17 protein-coding genes and 1 other annotated feature are annotated in these 17,803 nt (G+C 47.2%); of the genes, 10 read left to right on the top strand and 7 right to left on the bottom strand.

The window, feature by feature from the left end:
* The first annotated feature begins 43 nt into the window (after positions 1-43).
* From M1D90_RS18775 to pgmB, 8 genes are all read left to right on the top strand, one after another.
* Positions 44-1,807: a glycoside hydrolase family 13 protein gene (locus M1D90_RS18775; protein WP_456282974.1), complete on the top strand. Its 1,764-nt coding sequence runs from the start codon at positions 44-46 to the stop codon at positions 1,805-1,807.
* A gap of 94 nt (positions 1,808-1,901) precedes the next feature.
* The gene (locus M1D90_RS18770) at positions 1,902-3,155 is read left to right on the top strand and encodes an extracellular solute-binding protein (RefSeq protein WP_224146534.1); all 1,254 of its coding nucleotides are present in this window, start codon (positions 1,902-1,904) and stop codon (positions 3,153-3,155) included.
* Positions 3,156-3,196: 41 nt separating this feature from the next.
* The gene (locus tag M1D90_RS18765; RefSeq protein WP_020450401.1) at positions 3,197-4,504 is read left to right on the top strand and encodes a carbohydrate ABC transporter permease; all 1,308 of its coding nucleotides are present in this window, start codon (positions 3,197-3,199) and stop codon (positions 4,502-4,504) included.
* Positions 4,505-5,356 (top strand): sugar ABC transporter permease, encoded by an 852-nt coding sequence (locus M1D90_RS18760; RefSeq protein WP_023855564.1) that lies wholly within the window; start codon positions 4,505-4,507, stop codon positions 5,354-5,356. It begins immediately after the preceding gene.
* 4 nt (positions 5,357-5,360) lie between these two features.
* Positions 5,361-6,245: a DUF1189 domain-containing protein gene (locus tag M1D90_RS18755; RefSeq protein WP_020450403.1), complete on the top strand. Its 885-nt coding sequence runs from the start codon at positions 5,361-5,363 to the stop codon at positions 6,243-6,245.
* Entirely contained in the window at positions 6,223-8,559 is a 2,337-nt protein-coding gene (locus tag M1D90_RS18750) for a glycoside hydrolase family 65 protein (RefSeq protein WP_456282973.1), read from the top strand. The genes M1D90_RS18755 and M1D90_RS18750 overlap by 23 nt, the downstream gene beginning before the upstream one ends.
* Complete coding sequence (locus tag M1D90_RS18745; RefSeq protein ID WP_456282972.1) at positions 8,501-10,207, top strand: glycoside hydrolase family 13 protein; 1,707 nt, start codon at positions 8,501-8,503, stop codon at positions 10,205-10,207. The genes M1D90_RS18750 and M1D90_RS18745 overlap by 59 nt, the downstream gene beginning before the upstream one ends.
* Entirely contained in the window at positions 10,204-10,884 is a 681-nt protein-coding gene (gene pgmB, locus M1D90_RS18740; RefSeq protein ID WP_328067175.1) for a beta-phosphoglucomutase, read from the top strand. Before M1D90_RS18745 ends, pgmB begins: the two co-directional genes overlap by 4 nt.
* Before the next feature lie 215 nt (positions 10,885-11,099).
* Here the strand turns inward: pgmB and tyrS are convergent, their stop codons facing one another.
* The 4 genes from tyrS to M1D90_RS18720 form a co-directional block, all read right to left on the bottom strand.
* Entirely contained in the window at positions 11,100-12,353 is a 1,254-nt protein-coding gene (tyrS, locus tag M1D90_RS18735) for a tyrosine--tRNA ligase (RefSeq protein ID WP_456282971.1), read from the bottom strand.
* 42 nt (positions 12,354-12,395) lie between these two features.
* Positions 12,396-12,613 (bottom strand) — a binding site (T-box leader).
* Complete coding sequence (locus M1D90_RS18730; protein WP_223254891.1) at positions 12,608-13,054, bottom strand: MarR family transcriptional regulator; 447 nt, start codon at positions 13,052-13,054, stop codon at positions 12,608-12,610. (Overlaps the previous feature by 6 nt.)
* Positions 13,055-13,251: 197 nt before the next feature.
* Positions 13,252-13,818 (bottom strand): hypothetical protein, encoded by a 567-nt coding sequence (locus M1D90_RS18725; protein WP_456282970.1) that lies wholly within the window; start codon positions 13,816-13,818, stop codon positions 13,252-13,254.
* On the bottom strand, positions 13,815-14,216 hold the full coding sequence (locus M1D90_RS18720) for a hypothetical protein (RefSeq protein ID WP_206761178.1): 402 nt from the start codon (positions 14,214-14,216) through the stop codon (positions 13,815-13,817). Before M1D90_RS18720 ends, M1D90_RS18725 begins: the two co-directional genes overlap by 4 nt.
* A gap of 192 nt (positions 14,217-14,408) precedes the next feature.
* Between M1D90_RS18720 and M1D90_RS18715 the strand changes: the two genes are divergently transcribed.
* Both M1D90_RS18715 and M1D90_RS18710 read left to right on the top strand, forming a co-directional pair.
* Entirely contained in the window at positions 14,409-14,789 is a 381-nt protein-coding gene (locus M1D90_RS18715; protein ID WP_020450411.1) for an RlpA-like double-psi beta-barrel domain-containing protein, read from the top strand.
* A 56-nt stretch (positions 14,790-14,845) separates the two neighbouring features.
* Complete coding sequence (locus M1D90_RS18710) at positions 14,846-15,865, top strand: hypothetical protein (protein ID WP_456282969.1); 1,020 nt, start codon at positions 14,846-14,848, stop codon at positions 15,863-15,865.
* A gap of 44 nt (positions 15,866-15,909) precedes the next feature.
* On the opposite strand, the gene M1D90_RS18705 is transcribed toward M1D90_RS18710, so the two are convergent.
* The 3 genes from M1D90_RS18705 to M1D90_RS18695 form a co-directional block, all read right to left on the bottom strand.
* Entirely contained in the window at positions 15,910-16,902 is a 993-nt protein-coding gene (locus M1D90_RS18705; protein WP_456282968.1) for a DUF4003 domain-containing protein, read from the bottom strand.
* Positions 16,903-16,996: 94 nt separating this feature from the next.
* On the bottom strand, positions 16,997-17,299 hold the full coding sequence (locus M1D90_RS18700) for a small nuclear ribonucleoprotein (RefSeq protein WP_456282967.1): 303 nt from the start codon (positions 17,297-17,299) through the stop codon (positions 16,997-16,999).
* A gap of 122 nt (positions 17,300-17,421) precedes the next feature.
* Positions 17,422-17,643 carry a hypothetical protein gene (locus M1D90_RS18695; RefSeq protein ID WP_456282966.1) on the bottom strand — a complete coding sequence of 74 codons (222 nt, stop codon included), beginning with the start codon at positions 17,641-17,643 and terminating at the stop codon, positions 17,422-17,424.
* Positions 17,644-17,803: the final 160 nt, after the last annotated feature.

Genomic DNA, 17,803 nt, shown 5'->3' with positions numbered 1-17,803 from the left:
AAAAGCCGGTTTATCACAGCCGGACAACCAAAAAGGGGGAAACATGATGGAATATGCAGCGATTCATCATCAGCCTTTCAGCTCTGATGCCTATTCTTACGATGGAAGGACATTGCACATCAAAATCCGTACAAAAAAGAATGATGCCGATCACGTACGCTTGATTTGGGGAGATCCTTACGAATACACCGGCGGCACATGGAAAGCGAACGAGCTTGCGATGGCGAAAATTGCCGCGACAGGCACGCATGATTACTGGTTTGCCGAAGTGGCGCCTCCATTCAGGCGTCTGCAATACGGGTTTATCCTTACAGGCGCTGATGGTCAAGACACTTTTTACGGAAGCAGTGGTGCCTGTCCGTTTGCCGGAAAAGCGGCAGATATGGCCAAGTACTGTTTTAAATTTCCGTTTGTTCATGAGGCAGATGCGTTTAATGCACCTGACTGGGTCAAATCAACCGTCTGGTATCAAATTTTTCCGGAGCGCTTTGCCAGCGGCCGAGAGGATTTGTCTCCGGAAAACGCTTTGCCGTGGGGAAGCAAGGACCCCGAGGTGGACGATTTTTTCGGAGGGGATTTGCAGGGGATCATAGACAAACTGGACTATCTGGAAGACTTGGGGGTAGGCGGCATTTATTTGACGCCGATCTTTGCCGCGCCTTCCAACCATAAATACGATACATTGGACTATTGCTCGATCGATCCGCATTTTGGCGATGAGGAACTCTTTCGCACGCTGGTCAGCCGGCTTCACGAGCGGGGAATGAAGATCATGCTTGACGCTGTTTTTAATCACATCGGCAGCGCTTCGCGAGAGTGGCAGGATGTCGTCAAAAACGGTGAAAAGTCCCGTTATAAAGACTGGTTTCATGTTCATTCTTTCCCTGTTAAAGAAGGCGGCTACGATACATTTGCGTTTACGTCCGAGATGCCGAAGCTCAATACCGCCAACCCGGAAGTTCAGGCTTATTTACTTGATATCGCGCTGTACTGGATACGCGAATTTGATATCGACGGCTGGCGTTTGGATGTGGCAAATGAAGTCGATCATGCGTTTTGGAAGAAGTTCCGTCAAGCCGTTACGGCAGAAAAGCCCGACATTTTTATATTGGGCGAAATCTGGCATCAGGCTGATCCGTGGCTTAGAGGAGACGAATTTCATTCGGTTATGAACTACCCGTTCACAGAACCGATGATTGACTATTTTGCAGACGGATCGATTTCAGCTTCGCAAATGGCGAGCCGCATCAATTCGCATCTCATGAGCGGGATGAAGCAGGTCAATGAGGTGATGTTTAATTTGCTGGACAGCCATGACACGAAGCGGATTTTGACAAGATGCGGAGGAGATGAGAAAAAAGTACGCTCTCTTTTGGCATTTATGTTTGCTCAGACAGGCTCGCCGTGCATTTATTACGGAACCGAAATCGGGCTGGACGGCGGGGATGACCCATTGTGCCGGAAGTGCATGGTTTGGGAAGAAGAGAAACAGAATCAAGAGATGCTCACATTTATGAAACGGCTGATCGCTTTGCGAAAACAAGAAAATGATGTATTGACGTATGGAGCGCTCGAGTGGAGGCTGGTTGACGACGAAAACGATTTTGTCAGTTTTTCCCGAACGGATGAAGGAAAAGAGCTGATCTACTTCTTCCACCAGGGCAGCGAGGTGCGCCGTGTCAGATTGCGGGATTTGAAGATTGCAAGCGACAAAAGAATATATGATGCGTGGTCGGAAGAAGCGCTCCATCATGATGATGCGGTCGACATACAGCCAGGCGGGTTTTTCATTTTGGGGGCGGTTTAAATTCTGTTACCGGTAACAGAATTTAAACTATTGTAACCGCTTTCTATCGAGGATTACAATTGTCTCAGATTCGAAGATAGAAGGGGGAAAAAAGATGCAACATTTAAAAAAAGGATTTTTAGCGATGCTGGCGACAGTTCTGCTGTTCGGTCTTGCCGCCTGTTCAAGTTCAAAGGAAACGGGGGGCAACGGCGGGAAAAAAGTGCTGACCGTGTCTGTAGAAGAGGTCTATAAACCTTACGTTGAAAGCATAAAGGAAGGTTTTGAAAAAGAGAATGATGTGACAGTCAAAATTGTTGAAAAGCCAATGTTCGATCAGCTTGAAGCGCTTCCTCTTGACGGCCCGGCAGGCAATGCGCCCGATGTCATGCTTGCGGCATACGACCGTATCGGCGGCTTAGGACAGCAAGGGCATTTGCTGGAAGTCAAACCGTCTGAGACTAAAAGCTTCGGCGACAAAGAAATGCAGCAAGTAACAGTTGACGGAAAAGTCTACGGAATCCCGCTTGTTATTGAAACTCTCGTACTCTATTACAATAAAGACCTGTTAAAAGCGCCGCCAAAAACCTTTAACGAGCTTGAGGATTTAACAAAAGACAAGAGGTTCGCTTTTTCTTCGGAAAAAGGAAAATCGACCGCTTTTCTCGCAAAGTGGACGGACTTTTACATGTCATACGGTTTAATGGCGGGATACGGGGGATATGTATTCGGAGCTGACGGCACGGATTCCGGAGACATCGGTCTGAACAACAACGGGGCCGTGGAAGCGGTGGAATACGCCGAGAAATGGTTCAGTGAATATTGGCCGAAAGGCATGCAGGACAATACGAGCGCTGACGATTTTATCCAGCAGACCTTTATGGACGGAAAAGCAGCTGCTGTTATCGGAGGTCCATGGTCGGCTTCCAATTATAAAGAAGCCGGTTTGAACTACGGTGCCGCGAAAATCCCGACATTGCCAAACGGAAAAGAATATGCCCCGTTTGCAGGCGGAAAAGGCTGGGTCGCCTCTAAATATACGAAAGAGGCAGAGCTTGCTGAAAAGTGGCTGCAATATGCCGCAAATGACGAAAATGCTTACCGTTTTTATGAAGATACGAACGAAGTTCCGGCCAACCTCGCCGCACGAAAAAAAGCAGGGGAGCAAAAAAGCGAGCTGACGTCGGCGGTCATCACACAATACGAAACGGCGACTCCGACTCCGAACATTCCGGAGATGGCCGAGGTGTGGACAGGTGCAGAAAGCCTGATATTTGACGCGGCAGCAGGGAAAAAATCGGCACAGCAATCAGCGGATGATGCCGTCCGTGTAATTAAAGAAAACATTAAAGAAAAGTATGTGAAATAAAACGGCGGTTTTAGCGTCCGGAAGAATAGAGGGCGAAAAAAATGAACAAAGACCAAACACTTGCAAAACGGAGCCGGAAGGCAGCGCTGTTATCGATTATTCCCGGTGCTGGCCAGATTGCAAACCGGCAGTTTTCAAAGGGGATCCTTTTTCTTGTCATCACAGGCTTGTTTATTTGTGAGTTAGCGGTTTTCGGTTATCAGGCGCTGATCGGCCTCGCGACGCTGGGGACTGTCCCGGGAGAAGATCACTCGCTGTTTCTGTTGATAGAGGGCACGCTGCAATTGATATTGACGCTCGTTTTTCTGATGTTTTACATCTTTAATCTGTATGATGCCCGGAAGACCGCCGCGATGAAAGCGGCGGGTTTGAAAATCAGCGAGACGGCCGGGGACATGATCAGAAATGCAGGTGACAAAGGGTTTCCGTATTTATTTACGCTGCCGGCATACCTCATGATGGTGTTTGTAATTATTTTTCCGGTGCTGGTGACTCTGTTTATCGCGTTTACAAACTACGATTTTTATCATATTCCGCCTAACAGTCTCATCGACTGGGTCGGCTTTAAAAATTTCATGAATATCTTTTTCCTTGGCTCATATCGGCAAACATTCGCCGATGTACTGGGCTGGACGATCATCTGGACGATCTGTGCGACAACGCTGCAAATTGTTCTCGGCATCGTGACAGCGTTGGTCGTCAATCAAAACTTTATTAAAGGCAAGCGGATGTTCCGGATCATCTTTCTGCTTCCGTGGGCCGTTCCGGCATTTATTACGATTATGAGCTTTGCCAACATTTTTAATGACTCGGCGGGCGCGATGAACGTCCAAGTGATCCCGCTTTTGAACCAGCTCCCGTTCGTCGATATCCCGGCTGTCGCATGGAAGACCGATCCGTTCTGGACGAAGACGGCTTTGATTATGATTCAGACGTGGCTCGGTTTTCCATACATTTATGTCATGGTGACAGGGGTGCTTCAGGCGATTCCCGGAGAGCTTTATGAAGCGGCAAAAATTGACGGCGCGACATTTATTCAGCGCTTTAAACACATTACGCTGCCGATGATTTTATTTGCGACCGCACCGGTGATGATTACCCAGTATACGTTTAATTTCAATAACTTCTCGATCATCTATTTATTTAATGAGGGCGGTCCGGGGAGTGCGGGGGCCGGAGCCGGGTCAACCGACATCTTAATATCCTGGATCTATAAGCTGACGACGGGAACGTCGCCGCAGTATTCCGTGGCGGCTGCTGTCACACTGCTCATTTCTTTCATTGTCATCGGGGTTTCCCTGATTGCTTTTAAGAAATCGAATGCCTTTGGCAATGAGGAGGTCATGTAGATGAGAGGGATTTTCAAAAATACGCGGTTCACCGGGATGCTGAACAAGGTTTTGACCTATATATTTTTAACGTTTTTAAGCATCGTGATTATTTATCCGCTTTTGATTACGGCATCATCCGCATTTCGGGTCGGGAATGTAGCGGCTTTTACACTCGATTTTTCGGGCCAATGGACATTGGACCACTTTAAGCGGCTGTTTGAAGAGACGCTTTACCTCAACTGGTACGGGAATACGCTTGTGATCGCGCTGTCTGTCATGGTGTTCCAGGTGACGATTGTGACGCTTGCCGGCTATACGTACAGCCGCTACCGGTTTGCGGGCCGAAAAAAGAGTCTCATTTTCTTTTTGATCATTCAAATGGTGCCGACGATGGCGGCGCTGACCGCTTTTTACGTCCTGGCCATGCTGATCGGAGCTTTGGACCAATATTGGTTTTTAACTGCAATCTATATCGGCGGCGGAATTCCGATGAACACATGGCTGATGAAGGGCTACTTTGATACAGTGCCTAGAGAAATCGATGAAGCGGCGCGGATTGACGGAGCGGGGCACCTGCGGATCTTTGCTTCGGTCGTTCTGCCGCTTGTGAAACCGATGCTTGCTGTCCAGGCGCTGTGGGCGTTTATGGGGCCGTTCGGCGACTATCTGCTGGCGAAATTTCTGCTTCGCTCGCCGGAAAGCCTGACCATCGCCGTCGGTTTGCAGACATTCATCTCCAATCCGCAGCAGCAAAAAGTCGCGCTGTTTGCAGCGGGCGCGATTCTTGCGGCTCTGCCGATTTGCATCTTGTTCTTCTTTCTCCAAAAGAACTTTGTGTCCGGTTTGACATCCGGCGGAACGAAGGGATAAACCGATGAACGACATGAGACACGAAAAGCTGATCGTCCGCTTTCTTAAAGCAGCGGCATCACCGGCGGGCGTCATGCGCTGCAAACATACATTCAGCTGGCTCGAAATTTCTTTTCTGTTTATGTTTTTGACAGCTTGCTTAACGGCGCCCGTGTCGATTGCGTTGATGAAAATGGACCGCTTCAACGCCGGGAATTTGCTCCCAAACGTTGTTCAAAAGGCTGACGCGCAATTCATCAAACAATTAAAAGGCTACCAATTGACAAACGGGAGATTGACAGGCACAGACGAGCTGTACCGTGTGGAGAAAGAGAAAACCTTGCTGGCGGTCGATTTGAAGCATGAATTGAAAACAAGCGGTGAGAACGGCCGGATAAAGGCGGAAGGCGGCTATCAAAACGCGCTCATCTTTCAGTCAGATCATCTGATTATCAGCGATCAAAGCGGAGCGGGGTTTTCTGTCCGCTATCCGGCAAAGGCCGGGCTGAATGATCTGGATGCCGATCATGTAGGGGATTTTATCGGTGCCATGTGGTTTGCCCAATATAAGCCGCTTATCATCATGCTGGCCTGTTCCGCGGTTTTCATCATTTCGCTTTTTGTAACGGCCGTTCTGACGGGAGGCATCTGGATCTCCAAAAAATCCAACATGACCGGGATAAGGTCGTTTAAGGAAGCGGCCGCAGCGGCGGTGTGCGGATCAGCGCTTCCGGCAGCGGCTGCAATGGCTTTTGGTATGATCCGCTTTGACTTCATCATGATGCTGCTCATCCATTCGTGCGGAAGCGCTTTGATGGTCTCTTTCATCTTCAGACATATATTCAAAACCCGCCATCACAACGAAAATCTTCAGTCAGGAGGAAATCATGGTAAATCAGCGGCTATTTGAGATCGACCAGTGGAAAATCAAAACAAACCAATTTGAAAAAGAACATAAGCGGCTTCAGGAAAGTCTGACATCCTTGGCGAACGGCTATATGGGGATCAGGGGGAATTTTGAAGAAAGCTATTCAGGCGAAAGTCTCAAAGGCACATATATCGCAGGGGTTTGGTTCCCGGACAAAACGCGTGTCGGCTGGTGGAAAAACGGCTATCCCGAATATTTTGGGAAAGTGATCAATGCGATGAATTTCATCGGAATTGATGTATATGTAGACGACGAAAAAGTCGACCTCAATCAAAACGGCATCGAATCGTTTGAATTGGAGCTCAATATGAAGGAAGGCATCCTGCGGAGAAGCGCTGTCGTTCGCGTGAATCAAAAGGCTGTCAAAATTTCGTCGGAGCGCTTTCTTAGTCTTGATGTCCAGCAGCTGTGCGCGATTCATTATGAAGCGGAATGCCTGACCGATGAAGCTGTTATTACACTTGTCCCTTATCTTGATGGCCATGTCGCTAATGAGGATGCCAATTTCGAAGAGCGGTTTTGGCAGGAAGAAGCGAAAGGCGCCGAATCTCATCGCGGTCATCTTGTGACAAAAACGATTGAGAATCCGTTTGGAACGCCGCGTTTTACGGTGGCTGCTTCAATGTGCAATGTGACAGAAGGATATGTCAGCGAGCATTTTCAAACGGATGCGATGTACGCGGAAAACCGCTTCTGTTACGAAGTGAAGCCGGGAACAAAGGCTTCTTTAAAAAAATTGATCATTGTCACAACGTCCCGGGACTTTGAAGAAGCAGAGCTTTTAGTAAAGGGCAGGGCGCTTTTGGCTGATGTTCTTCAGCAGGGATATGAAGAAGCGAAGCGGAGGCATACCGAACATTGGATGGAAAGGTGGGCAAAGGCTGACATTGAAATTAAAGGGGATGATGAGCTTCAGCAGGGCATCCGGTACAACCTCTTTCAGCTTTTCTCGACATACTACGGAACCGATTCGCGCTTAAACATCGGGCCGAAAGGATTCACGGGCGAGAAATACGGAGGAGCCGCCTACTGGGATACTGAGGCGTACGCCGTTCCTGTGTATTTGGCGACGGCCGAGCCGGAGGTGACAAAGAATCTGCTTTTATACCGATATCATCATTTGGAGGCAGCTAAACGGAATGCGGCCAAACTGGGGCTGAAGGGAGCCCTTTATCCGATGGTGACCTTCACAGGCGATGAATGCCACAATGAATGGGAGATCACCTTCGAAGAAATTCACCGCAATGGCGCAATCTGTTATGCGATCTACAATTATGTCAATTACACAGGCGACCGTGACTATATGAAAGAATACGGGATAGACGTTCTCGTCGAAATCAGCAGATTTTGGGCTGACCGTGTCCACTTCTCAAAACGTAACAACAAATATATGATCCACGGCGTTACAGGGCCGAATGAATATGAAAACAATGTCAACAACAACTGGTATACGAATTTGATTGCGTCGTGGACGCTTGAGTACACGCTCGAAAACCTCGCTGTCCTCCCGGAGGAAAAACGCCGCCGGCTTGATATACGGGAAGCCGAAATCGAGAGGTGGAAGGATATCATTGCGAAAATGTACTATCCATACAGTGAGGAATTAAATGTTTTTATTCAGCATGATACATTCCTGGATAAAGAGCTTCAGGCAGCGGATGAGCTTGAACCGGATGACCGCCCGCTCTATCAGAATTGGTCATGGGACAAAATTCTCCGCTCCAGTTTTATTAAGCAGGCGGATGTTCTGCAAGGCATTTATTTCTTTAATCATCGATTTACGATGGAAGAAAAACGGCGCAACTTTGAATTTTATGAACCGATGACGGTTCATGAATCGAGCCTTTCGCCGTCTGTCCATGCGGTGCTGGCGGCTGAACTCAAAATGGAAAAGAAAGCGCTTGAACTGTATAAGCGTACAGCGAGGCTTGATCTGGATAATTACAATCATGACACAGAGGAAGGGCTTCATATTACATCGATGACCGGAAGCTGGCTCGCGATCGTGCAAGGATTTGCCGGCATGCGGACCCAAGATGAGACGCTGTCGTTTGCTCCGTTTTTGCCGAAGGAATGGGACGGTTATGCGTTCAACATCAATTATCGGAACCGGCTAATCAATGTGCAGGTAGAGGAAAACAGCGTCGCCTTCAACCTTGTAAAAGGAGAATCGCTTTCCATGACAGTTTATGGAGAGCAAATCGCACTGAACGGACGGTATGAAAGGAGGATGCCCGATGAGCCAATGGTGGAAAGAGGCAGTCGTGTATCAAATTTACCCGCGGAGTTTTTATGATTCCAACGGAGACGGATTCGGTGATTTGCAGGGCGTGATTCAAAAGCTCGATTACATTAAAAGCCTCGGAGCCGATGTTATCTGGCTGTGTCCTGTGTTTGATTCCCCGCAAGATGACAACGGCTACGACATCAGCGACTACAGAAGCATATACGAAAAGTTCGGAACGAACGATGATATGTTTCAATTGATTGATGAAGTGCATAAACGCGGAATGAAAATCATCATGGATCTTGTCGTGAACCACACGTCTGATGAACATGCCTGGTTTGCCGAAAGCCGCAAGTCAAAGGACAATCCTTACCGTGATTATTATTTTTGGAAAGATCCAAAGGCGGACGGTTCAGAACCGAATAATTGGGGATCGATCTTTTCAGGATCGGCGTGGACATTCGATCAGCGGACAGGGCAGTATTATCTTCACTACTTTTCGAAAAAGCAGCCTGACTTAAACTGGGAGAATGAAGCGGTTCGCCGGGAAGTATACGATTTGATGACGTTTTGGATGGACAGAGGCGTGGACGGCTGGCGGATGGATGTGATCGGTTCCATTTCCAAATACGTCGACTTTCCCGATTATGAAACAGATGACAGCCGTCCTTATGTCGTCGGCCGCTATCATTCAAACGGCCCCCGTCTGCACGAATTTATACAAGAGATGAACCGGGAAGTGCTGTCCCGTTACGACTGCATGACGGTCGGCGAAGCAAACGGCTCAGATGTTGAAGAAGCGATAAAATACACGGATCCAAGCAGACATGAGCTGAACATGATTTTTACATTTGAACATATGGACATCGATACAAAACAACATTCGCCGAATGGGAAATGGCAGATGAAGCCGTTTGATCCGATCGCTTTAAAAAAGACGATGACGAGGTGGCAGGCCGCTTTAATGAATGTCGGCTGGAACACGCTTTATTTCGAAAATCATGATCAGCCGAGGGTCATATCCCGCTGGGGCAATGACCGCGAACTGCGCAAACAATGCGCCAAAGCATTTGCAACGGTCTTGCACGGGATGAAGGGAACCCCGTTCATTTATCAGGGAGAAGAAATCGGCATGACAAACAGTGAAATGCCGCTCAAGATGTATGATGATCTCGAAATCAAAAACGCATACCGAGAACTTGTCATTGAAAATCAAACGATGACAGAGGAAGACTTTCGAAAAGCAGTGGCGAAAAAAGGGCGGGATCACGCGAGAACGCCGATGCAATGGGATGACGGAAAACACGCGGGCTTCACAGCTGGAGAGCCTTGGCTGGCGGTAAATCCCCGCTATCAAGAAATCAATGTGAAGGAATCGCTCTCAGATGAAGATTCGATTTTCTATTATTATCAGAAGCTCATCGGGCTGCGCAAACAACATAAAGTTATCGTACACGGAGATTACCAGCTGCTGCTTGAGGATGATCCGCAAATCTTTGCGTATATCCGTGAATACCGGGGCGAAAAGCTGTTAGTCGCCGTGAATTTGTCAGAAGAAAAGGCGCTGTTTCATGCTCCGCCGGAATTGCTTGAAGACAAGTGGGATGTGCTGTTATCCAATTACGCCCGCGAGCGGCTTGATATAAGTGGCAGCATGGACATGGAACCCTATGAAGCTTTTATGATGATCAGCCGGGTAAAGGGTTCGACATTATGAAAGCGGTCATTTTTGACTTGGACGGCGTGATCACGGATACGGCCGAGTATCATTATCTCGCTTGGAAACATACTGCCGAACAAATCGGCATTGAGATTGACCGGAGCTTTAATGAACGGCTGAAAGGCATCGACAGAGAGCAGTCGCTTAACACGATTTTGATTCACGGCGGTGCGGCCGGAACGTATCGGGAGGCGGAGAAACAAGAGATCATGCGCCGGAAAAATCAATACTACCAACAGCTGATCCAAAACTTGACACCGCATGACCTGTTGCCGGGAATCGCCGGGCTATTTGCCGAATTGAAAAGGGAAAATGTAAGCATCGCGTTAGCTTCGTCAAGCCGAAACGCGCCCGCTATTTTGCAACGGCTCGGGCTCATGGACGAATTTCATGCTGTCGTTGACCCGGCTGCGCTTGCTCGCGGAAAGCCCGACCCCGAAATCTTTTTGACGGCCGCAGCGCTGCTCGGTGTGCCTCCGTCTCAGTGTGCAGCAATCGAAGACGCTGAAGCCGGGATCGCCGCGATCAAATCCGCAGGGATGTTTGCGGTGGGAGTCGGTGATGAGACATCGCTGAGCGGGGCTGATTTGATCGTGCACAACACAAACGAGCTGACATTTGAGCTGCTGAAGGAAGGATGGCAGCGCTGTTGCTGCATAAGAGAAGACAAATGAATCGTAAAATGGCAGGCCGCCGCTGGCGGCCTTATTTGCAATCAGAGAGGAGAAGGCAAAAATAAGATCAAGGTGTTCGGGAGGCCGTTCGGATATGCTTTTCGAATCGAAACCATCAGGCGATTGAATACCGACCTGTTGCAAATTCTAACGCCTGCGCTTTTCATGAAAAACAGCCTAATCGATCCTTTTAAAAGGATGATTAGGCTGAATGTTTATTGAGGCATTTGCAATTTGACAAACTTCCGTTTGCCGACTTGGATAATCATACCGTGTTCGACTGCCACATCCGCATGAATCGATTCTGCTTTGATGCCGTTGATTTTAACGCCGCCGTTTTGGATCATTCGGCGGGCTTCGCTTTTGGAAGGGAGGAGTCCGAGCGTCACCAATAAATCGGTGACAGGCACCGTTCCGTCACCTTGCCAGTGTACAGACGTTATATTGTCCGGCGCGCTGTTTTGCTGAAAAACCTTTTTAAACTGCTGTTCGGCCGCTTCGGCCGCCTCGCTTCCATGATACATGTTGACGATGATTTTCCCGAGAAGCATTTTCGCATCTCGCGGATGAACGGCCCCCGTTTCCAAATCTTTGACAAGTCGTTTTTTATCTTCCGCCTCCAGGTTGGTCGCAAGATGGATATATTTTTTCATCAAACTGTCCGGAAGCGACATCGTTTTTCCGAACATTTCATGAGGGTCTTCATCAATGCCGATGTAATTGTTCTTTGATTTCGACATTTTTTCAACCCCGTCAAGTCCTTCGAGCAGCGGCATGAGAATGACGACCTGTTTTTCTTTTCCGTACTTTTCCTGAAAGTGTCTGCCCATGAGCACGTTAAAATGCTGATCCGTTCCGCCCAGTTCGATATCGCTGTCGAGAACGACCGAATCATATCCCTGCATCAACGGGTAAAAGAATTCATGAAGCGAAATCGGCTTTTGCATGGCCATTCTTTCTTCAAAATCATCGCGTTCCATTAAACGGGCGACGGTAATTTTGCCCGCGAGCGCAATGACGTCTTCCAAGGTTAATCGTTTCAGCCATTTTGAGTTGTAGTGAAGCTCGACTTTGTTCTGATCAAGCACTTTTCCAAACTGTTGAAAGTATGTTTCGGCATTGCGGCGGACTTCTTCGTCCGTCAGCTGTTTCCTTGCGGCGGATTTTCCTGTCGGATCGCCGATTTTTCCTGTGAAATCTCCGATCAGGAGCTGGACGATATGCCCGTTTTCCTGAAATTGGCGCAGCTTATTCAAGACGACAGTGTGGCCTAAATGAACGTCAGGCGCCGACGGATCGAGACCAAGCTTAATTTTCAGCGGTTCGCCGGTCAAAATCGATTTGGCCAGCTTTGCCCGCAGTTCTTCCGGGGGAATGACCTCCTCCGCTCCGTTCATATATAAGTGAAGCTGCCTTTCGACTTCCCGCTTCTCGGCAGTTGTCAGTTGATCAAATTGTTGTTGCTGCATGATAACTCCTCCTTTTTTGTTTAAAAAAAGAGCCTCATCCCGATAAGGGACGTGGCTCAAATGCACGCGGTACCACCCTGGTTGAAGACCTCCGTCTTCCGCTCTATTTCAGATAACGGTTTCCCGTTCTTTGCTACTTGAAGGTTCACAAAGAAAGCTCAGGGAGGTAATTCGCGTCTGCCTTTGTACCGGCTCGCACCAGCCGCCGGCTCTCTGGAACAGGGAGACAGCCCGCTACTTGTTCCCGTCGTTGCTTATGGTTTATGAAGATTGTCGTTCACTTTTCGAAGGAGCTCGATCAATGTATTCTGCTCCTCTTTTGTCATGCCTTTGATCAGCATTGTTTCCCCTTTGTGGAACGCCGGATAGAGCTCTTCAATAGCGGCTTTTCCTTCAGGGGTGATCTCGGCGTATACGTGTCTGCGGTCTCTCGGATCCGTGCTTTTTCCGCAAAAGTTCTTTTTTTCAAGCGTTTTAATGACATTGCTCGCAGTGGCTGTTGAAATGCCTGACAGTTCAGCGAGTTTTCTCGTTTCAAGCCTGCCCCATACCCATAGATCGTAAAGAATCGAAAAAGCCGTCCATGACAATTGATATGAGGAAAGGATCTCGGTCTCCATTTTGACGCGGAGCTTTTGCGCTGACCGGTAAAGGTTGGTGGCAACCGAAATGGCTTCAAGATTCAAGGACTCGATCGGCATGCGTTTCAGCTTGATGAGTGTGTCGTGTTCTTCCTGTCGAAGATGGGGGGATCTATCCAAATCGTAACGCCTGCCTTTTTATTTTCAGAATCATTAGCTATGAAACGAATTTTAACAGATGGTTTTCATCCATGCAAGCCCTTTTTTGATATGACGAGAAAAGCCGGCATCATGATGATGACCGGCTCTTGTTTCAGCTATTTTTTGGTGATCTGTTTGCGGCGCACTTCAACCCGATCCCCTTTTTGAATGTTGTCATACTGTTTTTTCGAGACGAGGACGGCATGTTCTTTTCCGTTTTGATCTTCAATCAACAGCCAATATCTTTTTTCATTTCGTTCAGAGAGCGCTTTTTCTTTGATTCCGGCGGTGCGGAGCATGCTTTTTTGTTCTGCTGTATATCCGCCCGCGTGGAAGATCATCCAGTATGGAAAGTAGTAATTCAAAAAGGCTGATCCAGCAGGATTTTGATTGAGTGTTTGCTTGATGCTCCCTTTGTACAGGGTATTGGACGGCAGTGTCCGCTGGATGGCGTTGAACTGACTGCTCTTGTTTAAATATTGTCGGCTCGCAGACTGATTCATATAACTGCGCATTCTCTGGTTGACTGAACCCGGACGTGTTTTTAAAGAGCTGTTATTAGCCGAGGAACTCGAAGCCTTGGTTCCGGATGTTCCATTGCTGCCTGTTGCCTCTGCTTGAGCAAAAGGCAGCAAGAGAGACAGCGCCATGATCAAAATAAGAGGAGCGCTTTTTTTCTTCATTGTTCATCACTGCTTTTTTGTTCCACTTTATCTTTGACGACGCCCTCAAGCGGCTCCTGGTCATATTTGATGTATGGGGGACGGTAGATGAAGGCTTCATGATCGCGGATTTTAATATAAGGCTGTTCGACATTTTCCACATTTTCCACATATTTTTTGAAAGTCTCCGTCTTTTCTTTCCCATTTTTCACGTATGATGCTTTCAGTAAAGGTGCTTTGTCGGATTCGCTGTCATTCACGTAATCAAACCATACGAGATCGTATTTTTGAATGGAATGGTCTTCTGAGACCTCCTGTGAACGGTCTGAAGCGGATGATGAACATCCAGATAGGGGAACGGCGAAAAGCATCGCAGCCGCGGATAACGAGATCAGTTTCGATTTTTTCACTGTGATCATCCTATTCATTTTGGTTTCTCTTTTATATACGAACGATCCTGGCAAAGGTGTCATCTGTTCTTGATAGTTTGGTAGAAAACTGGGCGTAATAATTGCATTTTAAACGTAAACAAACTGTAAAATACCATTTCTATGAAAAAAGGTATAATTTGAATGTCAGAAAAAAATCCCATTCACGGAGGATATTTTTATATGAAGAAGATACTTTTTTCTGTTTTTGTTTTGGCAGGCAGCTTGCTATTGGCATTCAATTTTGCCGGTGAGGCGAGTGCTAAAACGAAAAAAGTCAGCGGCTACATCACTTGGTACAACGGCGTGGGCAAAGTCGGCGCTGACGGCAAAAGGCTCGGCCATTGGGACTGCGCCACAAAGATGGGCTTCGATGTTCCGAGAAAAGGCACAAAAATAAGAGCCTATTCTAAAGCAAAACCAAAGAAAGTCATTACAGTCTATAAATATGATGTCGGCAGAATGCCGGGCGCTGTGTTGGATGTAAGCCCGAAAGCTTTTAGAGCTTTGGGATTTCCGACAAGCAAAGGAAAGGTAGCCGGACATTATACATATAAAAAATAGGAGAAAAGAAGCAAGGAAAATCGTTTTCTTGCTTCTTTCAATTGGCGGGGGCGAATATGAAAAAAGTCTTTGTGTTTTTGTTGGCGGCCGTCATTTTAGCCGCAGGCGCATTTGCGGCCTTCCGCTATTTCGTCCCGGAAAAAGCGGAGCCGGCAAAGGGCGGCGGTTCGGACCTGCTCGTATCGATAACCGATCAGAAGCTGATGACTGCTTACTATGAAAATCAAAATAAGCTGTATGAAGAAAAGATGACGGATTACCCGGCTGCGGCATTAGACCGGAAAAAACGCATTCTTTATTATACGAACACCGATAACAGCAATATGAAGCATTTGATCAGGCTGGATTTGCAGTCGGGCGAAAAAACAACCCTATATTCAGGGGATGAATATGTCGACGGACTCAGTTTATCGGCGGACGGTTCGAAGCTGTTCATGCGATACAACCTTGCGGAGGAGAGAAATTTTCACCTCGCTTCCTTTGATTTAAAACAAAAGGCGTTTCACGTCATTTATCCATCGTTAAACAACAAGGACGAGAGCGTCAGCTACTATCAGTACAACAAAGCGAACAATCAATTCGTTATGCTGCATTATTCATTGAAAGAAGACTATCAAAAAACAGATGAGGCGAACAGCAAAGGAGTGCCGCCCAAACCGACGAATATGAACATTTCCCTGACGGATGAGAAAGATCAGCACCAGGTGAAAACGATCGCAAAATTTATCAATGACACGGCAATTTCGCCGGATGGCAAAACGATCGTCTTTACAGAATCGGCTGATGATCAGAAGTCGATTTATGCGATGGATGCTGAAACGAAAAAATATAAAGCGATCATTTCAGATCAGCGGGCATTTTCATTAGTCGACTCAGCACAGCCGCAATTCTCGAAAGACGGGAAAAAACTCTACTTTCTCGCTGAAGCAAAAGATGCGAAGCTGCTTGAAGATGAAACGGGGAGCGAAGCAAGGGTGAGAACGATTTATTCGTATGATATGGATACGAAAAAAGTGAGCAAAGCCTGGGAAAAAACAAACGGGATTATCAACACCTTTTCCGTTATTGACGAATAATGAGCATCAGCCGGCACAAACAGTCTGTGCCGGCTGATGTTTTATCATGAGCCGTTTGCCTGAGACGCCGCAGCCGAGCTCGTCATAATGGCGATTGCTGCCGTCTGTTGTGCTTGAATAACGGCTTCAAGCGTTTGATAAAGTCCTGTTTCCAGAAGCGTCGGATCTTCCGTTTTTTCGCTCATGAACAAATTGACAGCCGTTTTCAGATTCATGTCTTTCTGCCACCTGAACAGTTTATCGCTGTTCAATGCGCCTGCCATGATTGTGATGGCATCTATGTCTTTTTCACCGTTCTCAAGCAATGCAAGCAGTCCGATTTCCGGGTAATGGACAGGCTTCGGTCTTCTATGCTTTTTTGTCAATTCATCGTATATCCGAAGGGAGCGGGCGACAAGCTGATCGGAATCCCGCTCCGGCAAAAGCGAGAGGATGTGGCTGAGAAACTGCAAATCGTTCCCTTTGCGAAAACCCGCTTGGTTCAGCTTTTGGTAAAACGCTTCGATATAGTCGATCAGTTCACCTGTTTCCATGTCTGAACCGGCCAAAAGCACGGCGAGCGGGTAATCGCCGGCCGATGTTAAAAAGACGTGCTTGTCCTTCATTCCTTTGTAAATAGACAAAGCCCGATTGATTTTGTCTTCATGATCATGCTCATCAGGATATTTTGTCAAAAGGATAAGTGCGGACAAGTAGGTGAAAATGCTTTTTTTGAATCCGTTGCCGGTCAGTTTTTCGTAAATAATGAAAAAAGGTCTGATATGCGTTTCAGGTTCTTCGAAGCGCACGTCAAACATAGCGGCGAATGTATAGCGATGGGCCGACTTTAACGGCGAAAATGTCCCGGCGGCCTGTTTGACGGCCTCACTAAGCGTTAAAAACCGTTCTTTATTAAAAGGCCGCTTGTTGACGACATACATGGAAGCAATCATCATCAATGTCCGCTGATCTGTGACTTTCCATTTTAAATCGCTTTTTAACTCAGAGTAAATTGCTTTATATTGATCCAATCGCTGCTGCAGTTTAGCAGATGCCATTTTATCTGTCTCCTTCCTCGGTTTGCGTCGTTTTTGTATATACGAAGCAAAGGAAAATAAGTTTCATGGATTTGGCATCATACCGGGCTTTTGCTTAATAATATGGAAAAGGATACAGCGCGGTAATAATAACAAACGGGAAGATCCTGCTCCTGAACCGTCGGAATCGCCGGCGCGGATATCCGTATCCGCCGTAAAACTGCCTTTCATCTGTCACGTCTTCGGGAATGAGGAGAGATGCTTCCTGACGGTTCACCCCTTCAAGGATCCCGTGAACGGAACGGCCGTCCTTCATTTTCAGCACGACATGATAGTGCATGTATTTGCGGCATAAATCGTGCAAAGACCTTTGATGATCATGGGGCATTGAGCAAACGGCATCTTTCGGAACACTCATATTCATTTCCATCTCCTTTTAGATTTATGGTATTCATCTAATGGATGAATGTTCCGGCTTGGAACGGTGAAGCCGTGGTATATGTAAAAAAGCCGATATGAATCGGCTTTAAAGATCAATGGTCAGCACTTCTTTCTGCGGCACTTGAAACGGTCGTCATCATCATCAGAAAAACACTTTCTTTTTCTGCATTTGAACCGGTCATCGTCAGAGCTGCGGGTTTTATCCGTTTTATCCGTTTTATCGGTATCCGCCGAACGCAGCGCTTTCCTTGACTGTCTTTCTTTTTCCCGCTCAGGGCTGTATGGATCGTAATTGTCATAGTACTCTTCGTAGCTGCTCATTTTGAGGCAATCACCGCCTTTGGGTCATGATATGATAATGTATTATAAAGAGGGGCGTTTTGCCTGTGCATATGTAATGGTTTGTTGTGCCGTAAATAAGCTGATCAACTGACAAAATTCAACATTGAATAAAAGGATTTTTCGTTTCAACCGCTAATAT

It is taken from the genome of Bacillus sp. JZ34 (genome assembly GCF_053903205.1).
This window is presented reverse-complemented; position numbering and strand designations above follow the sequence as displayed.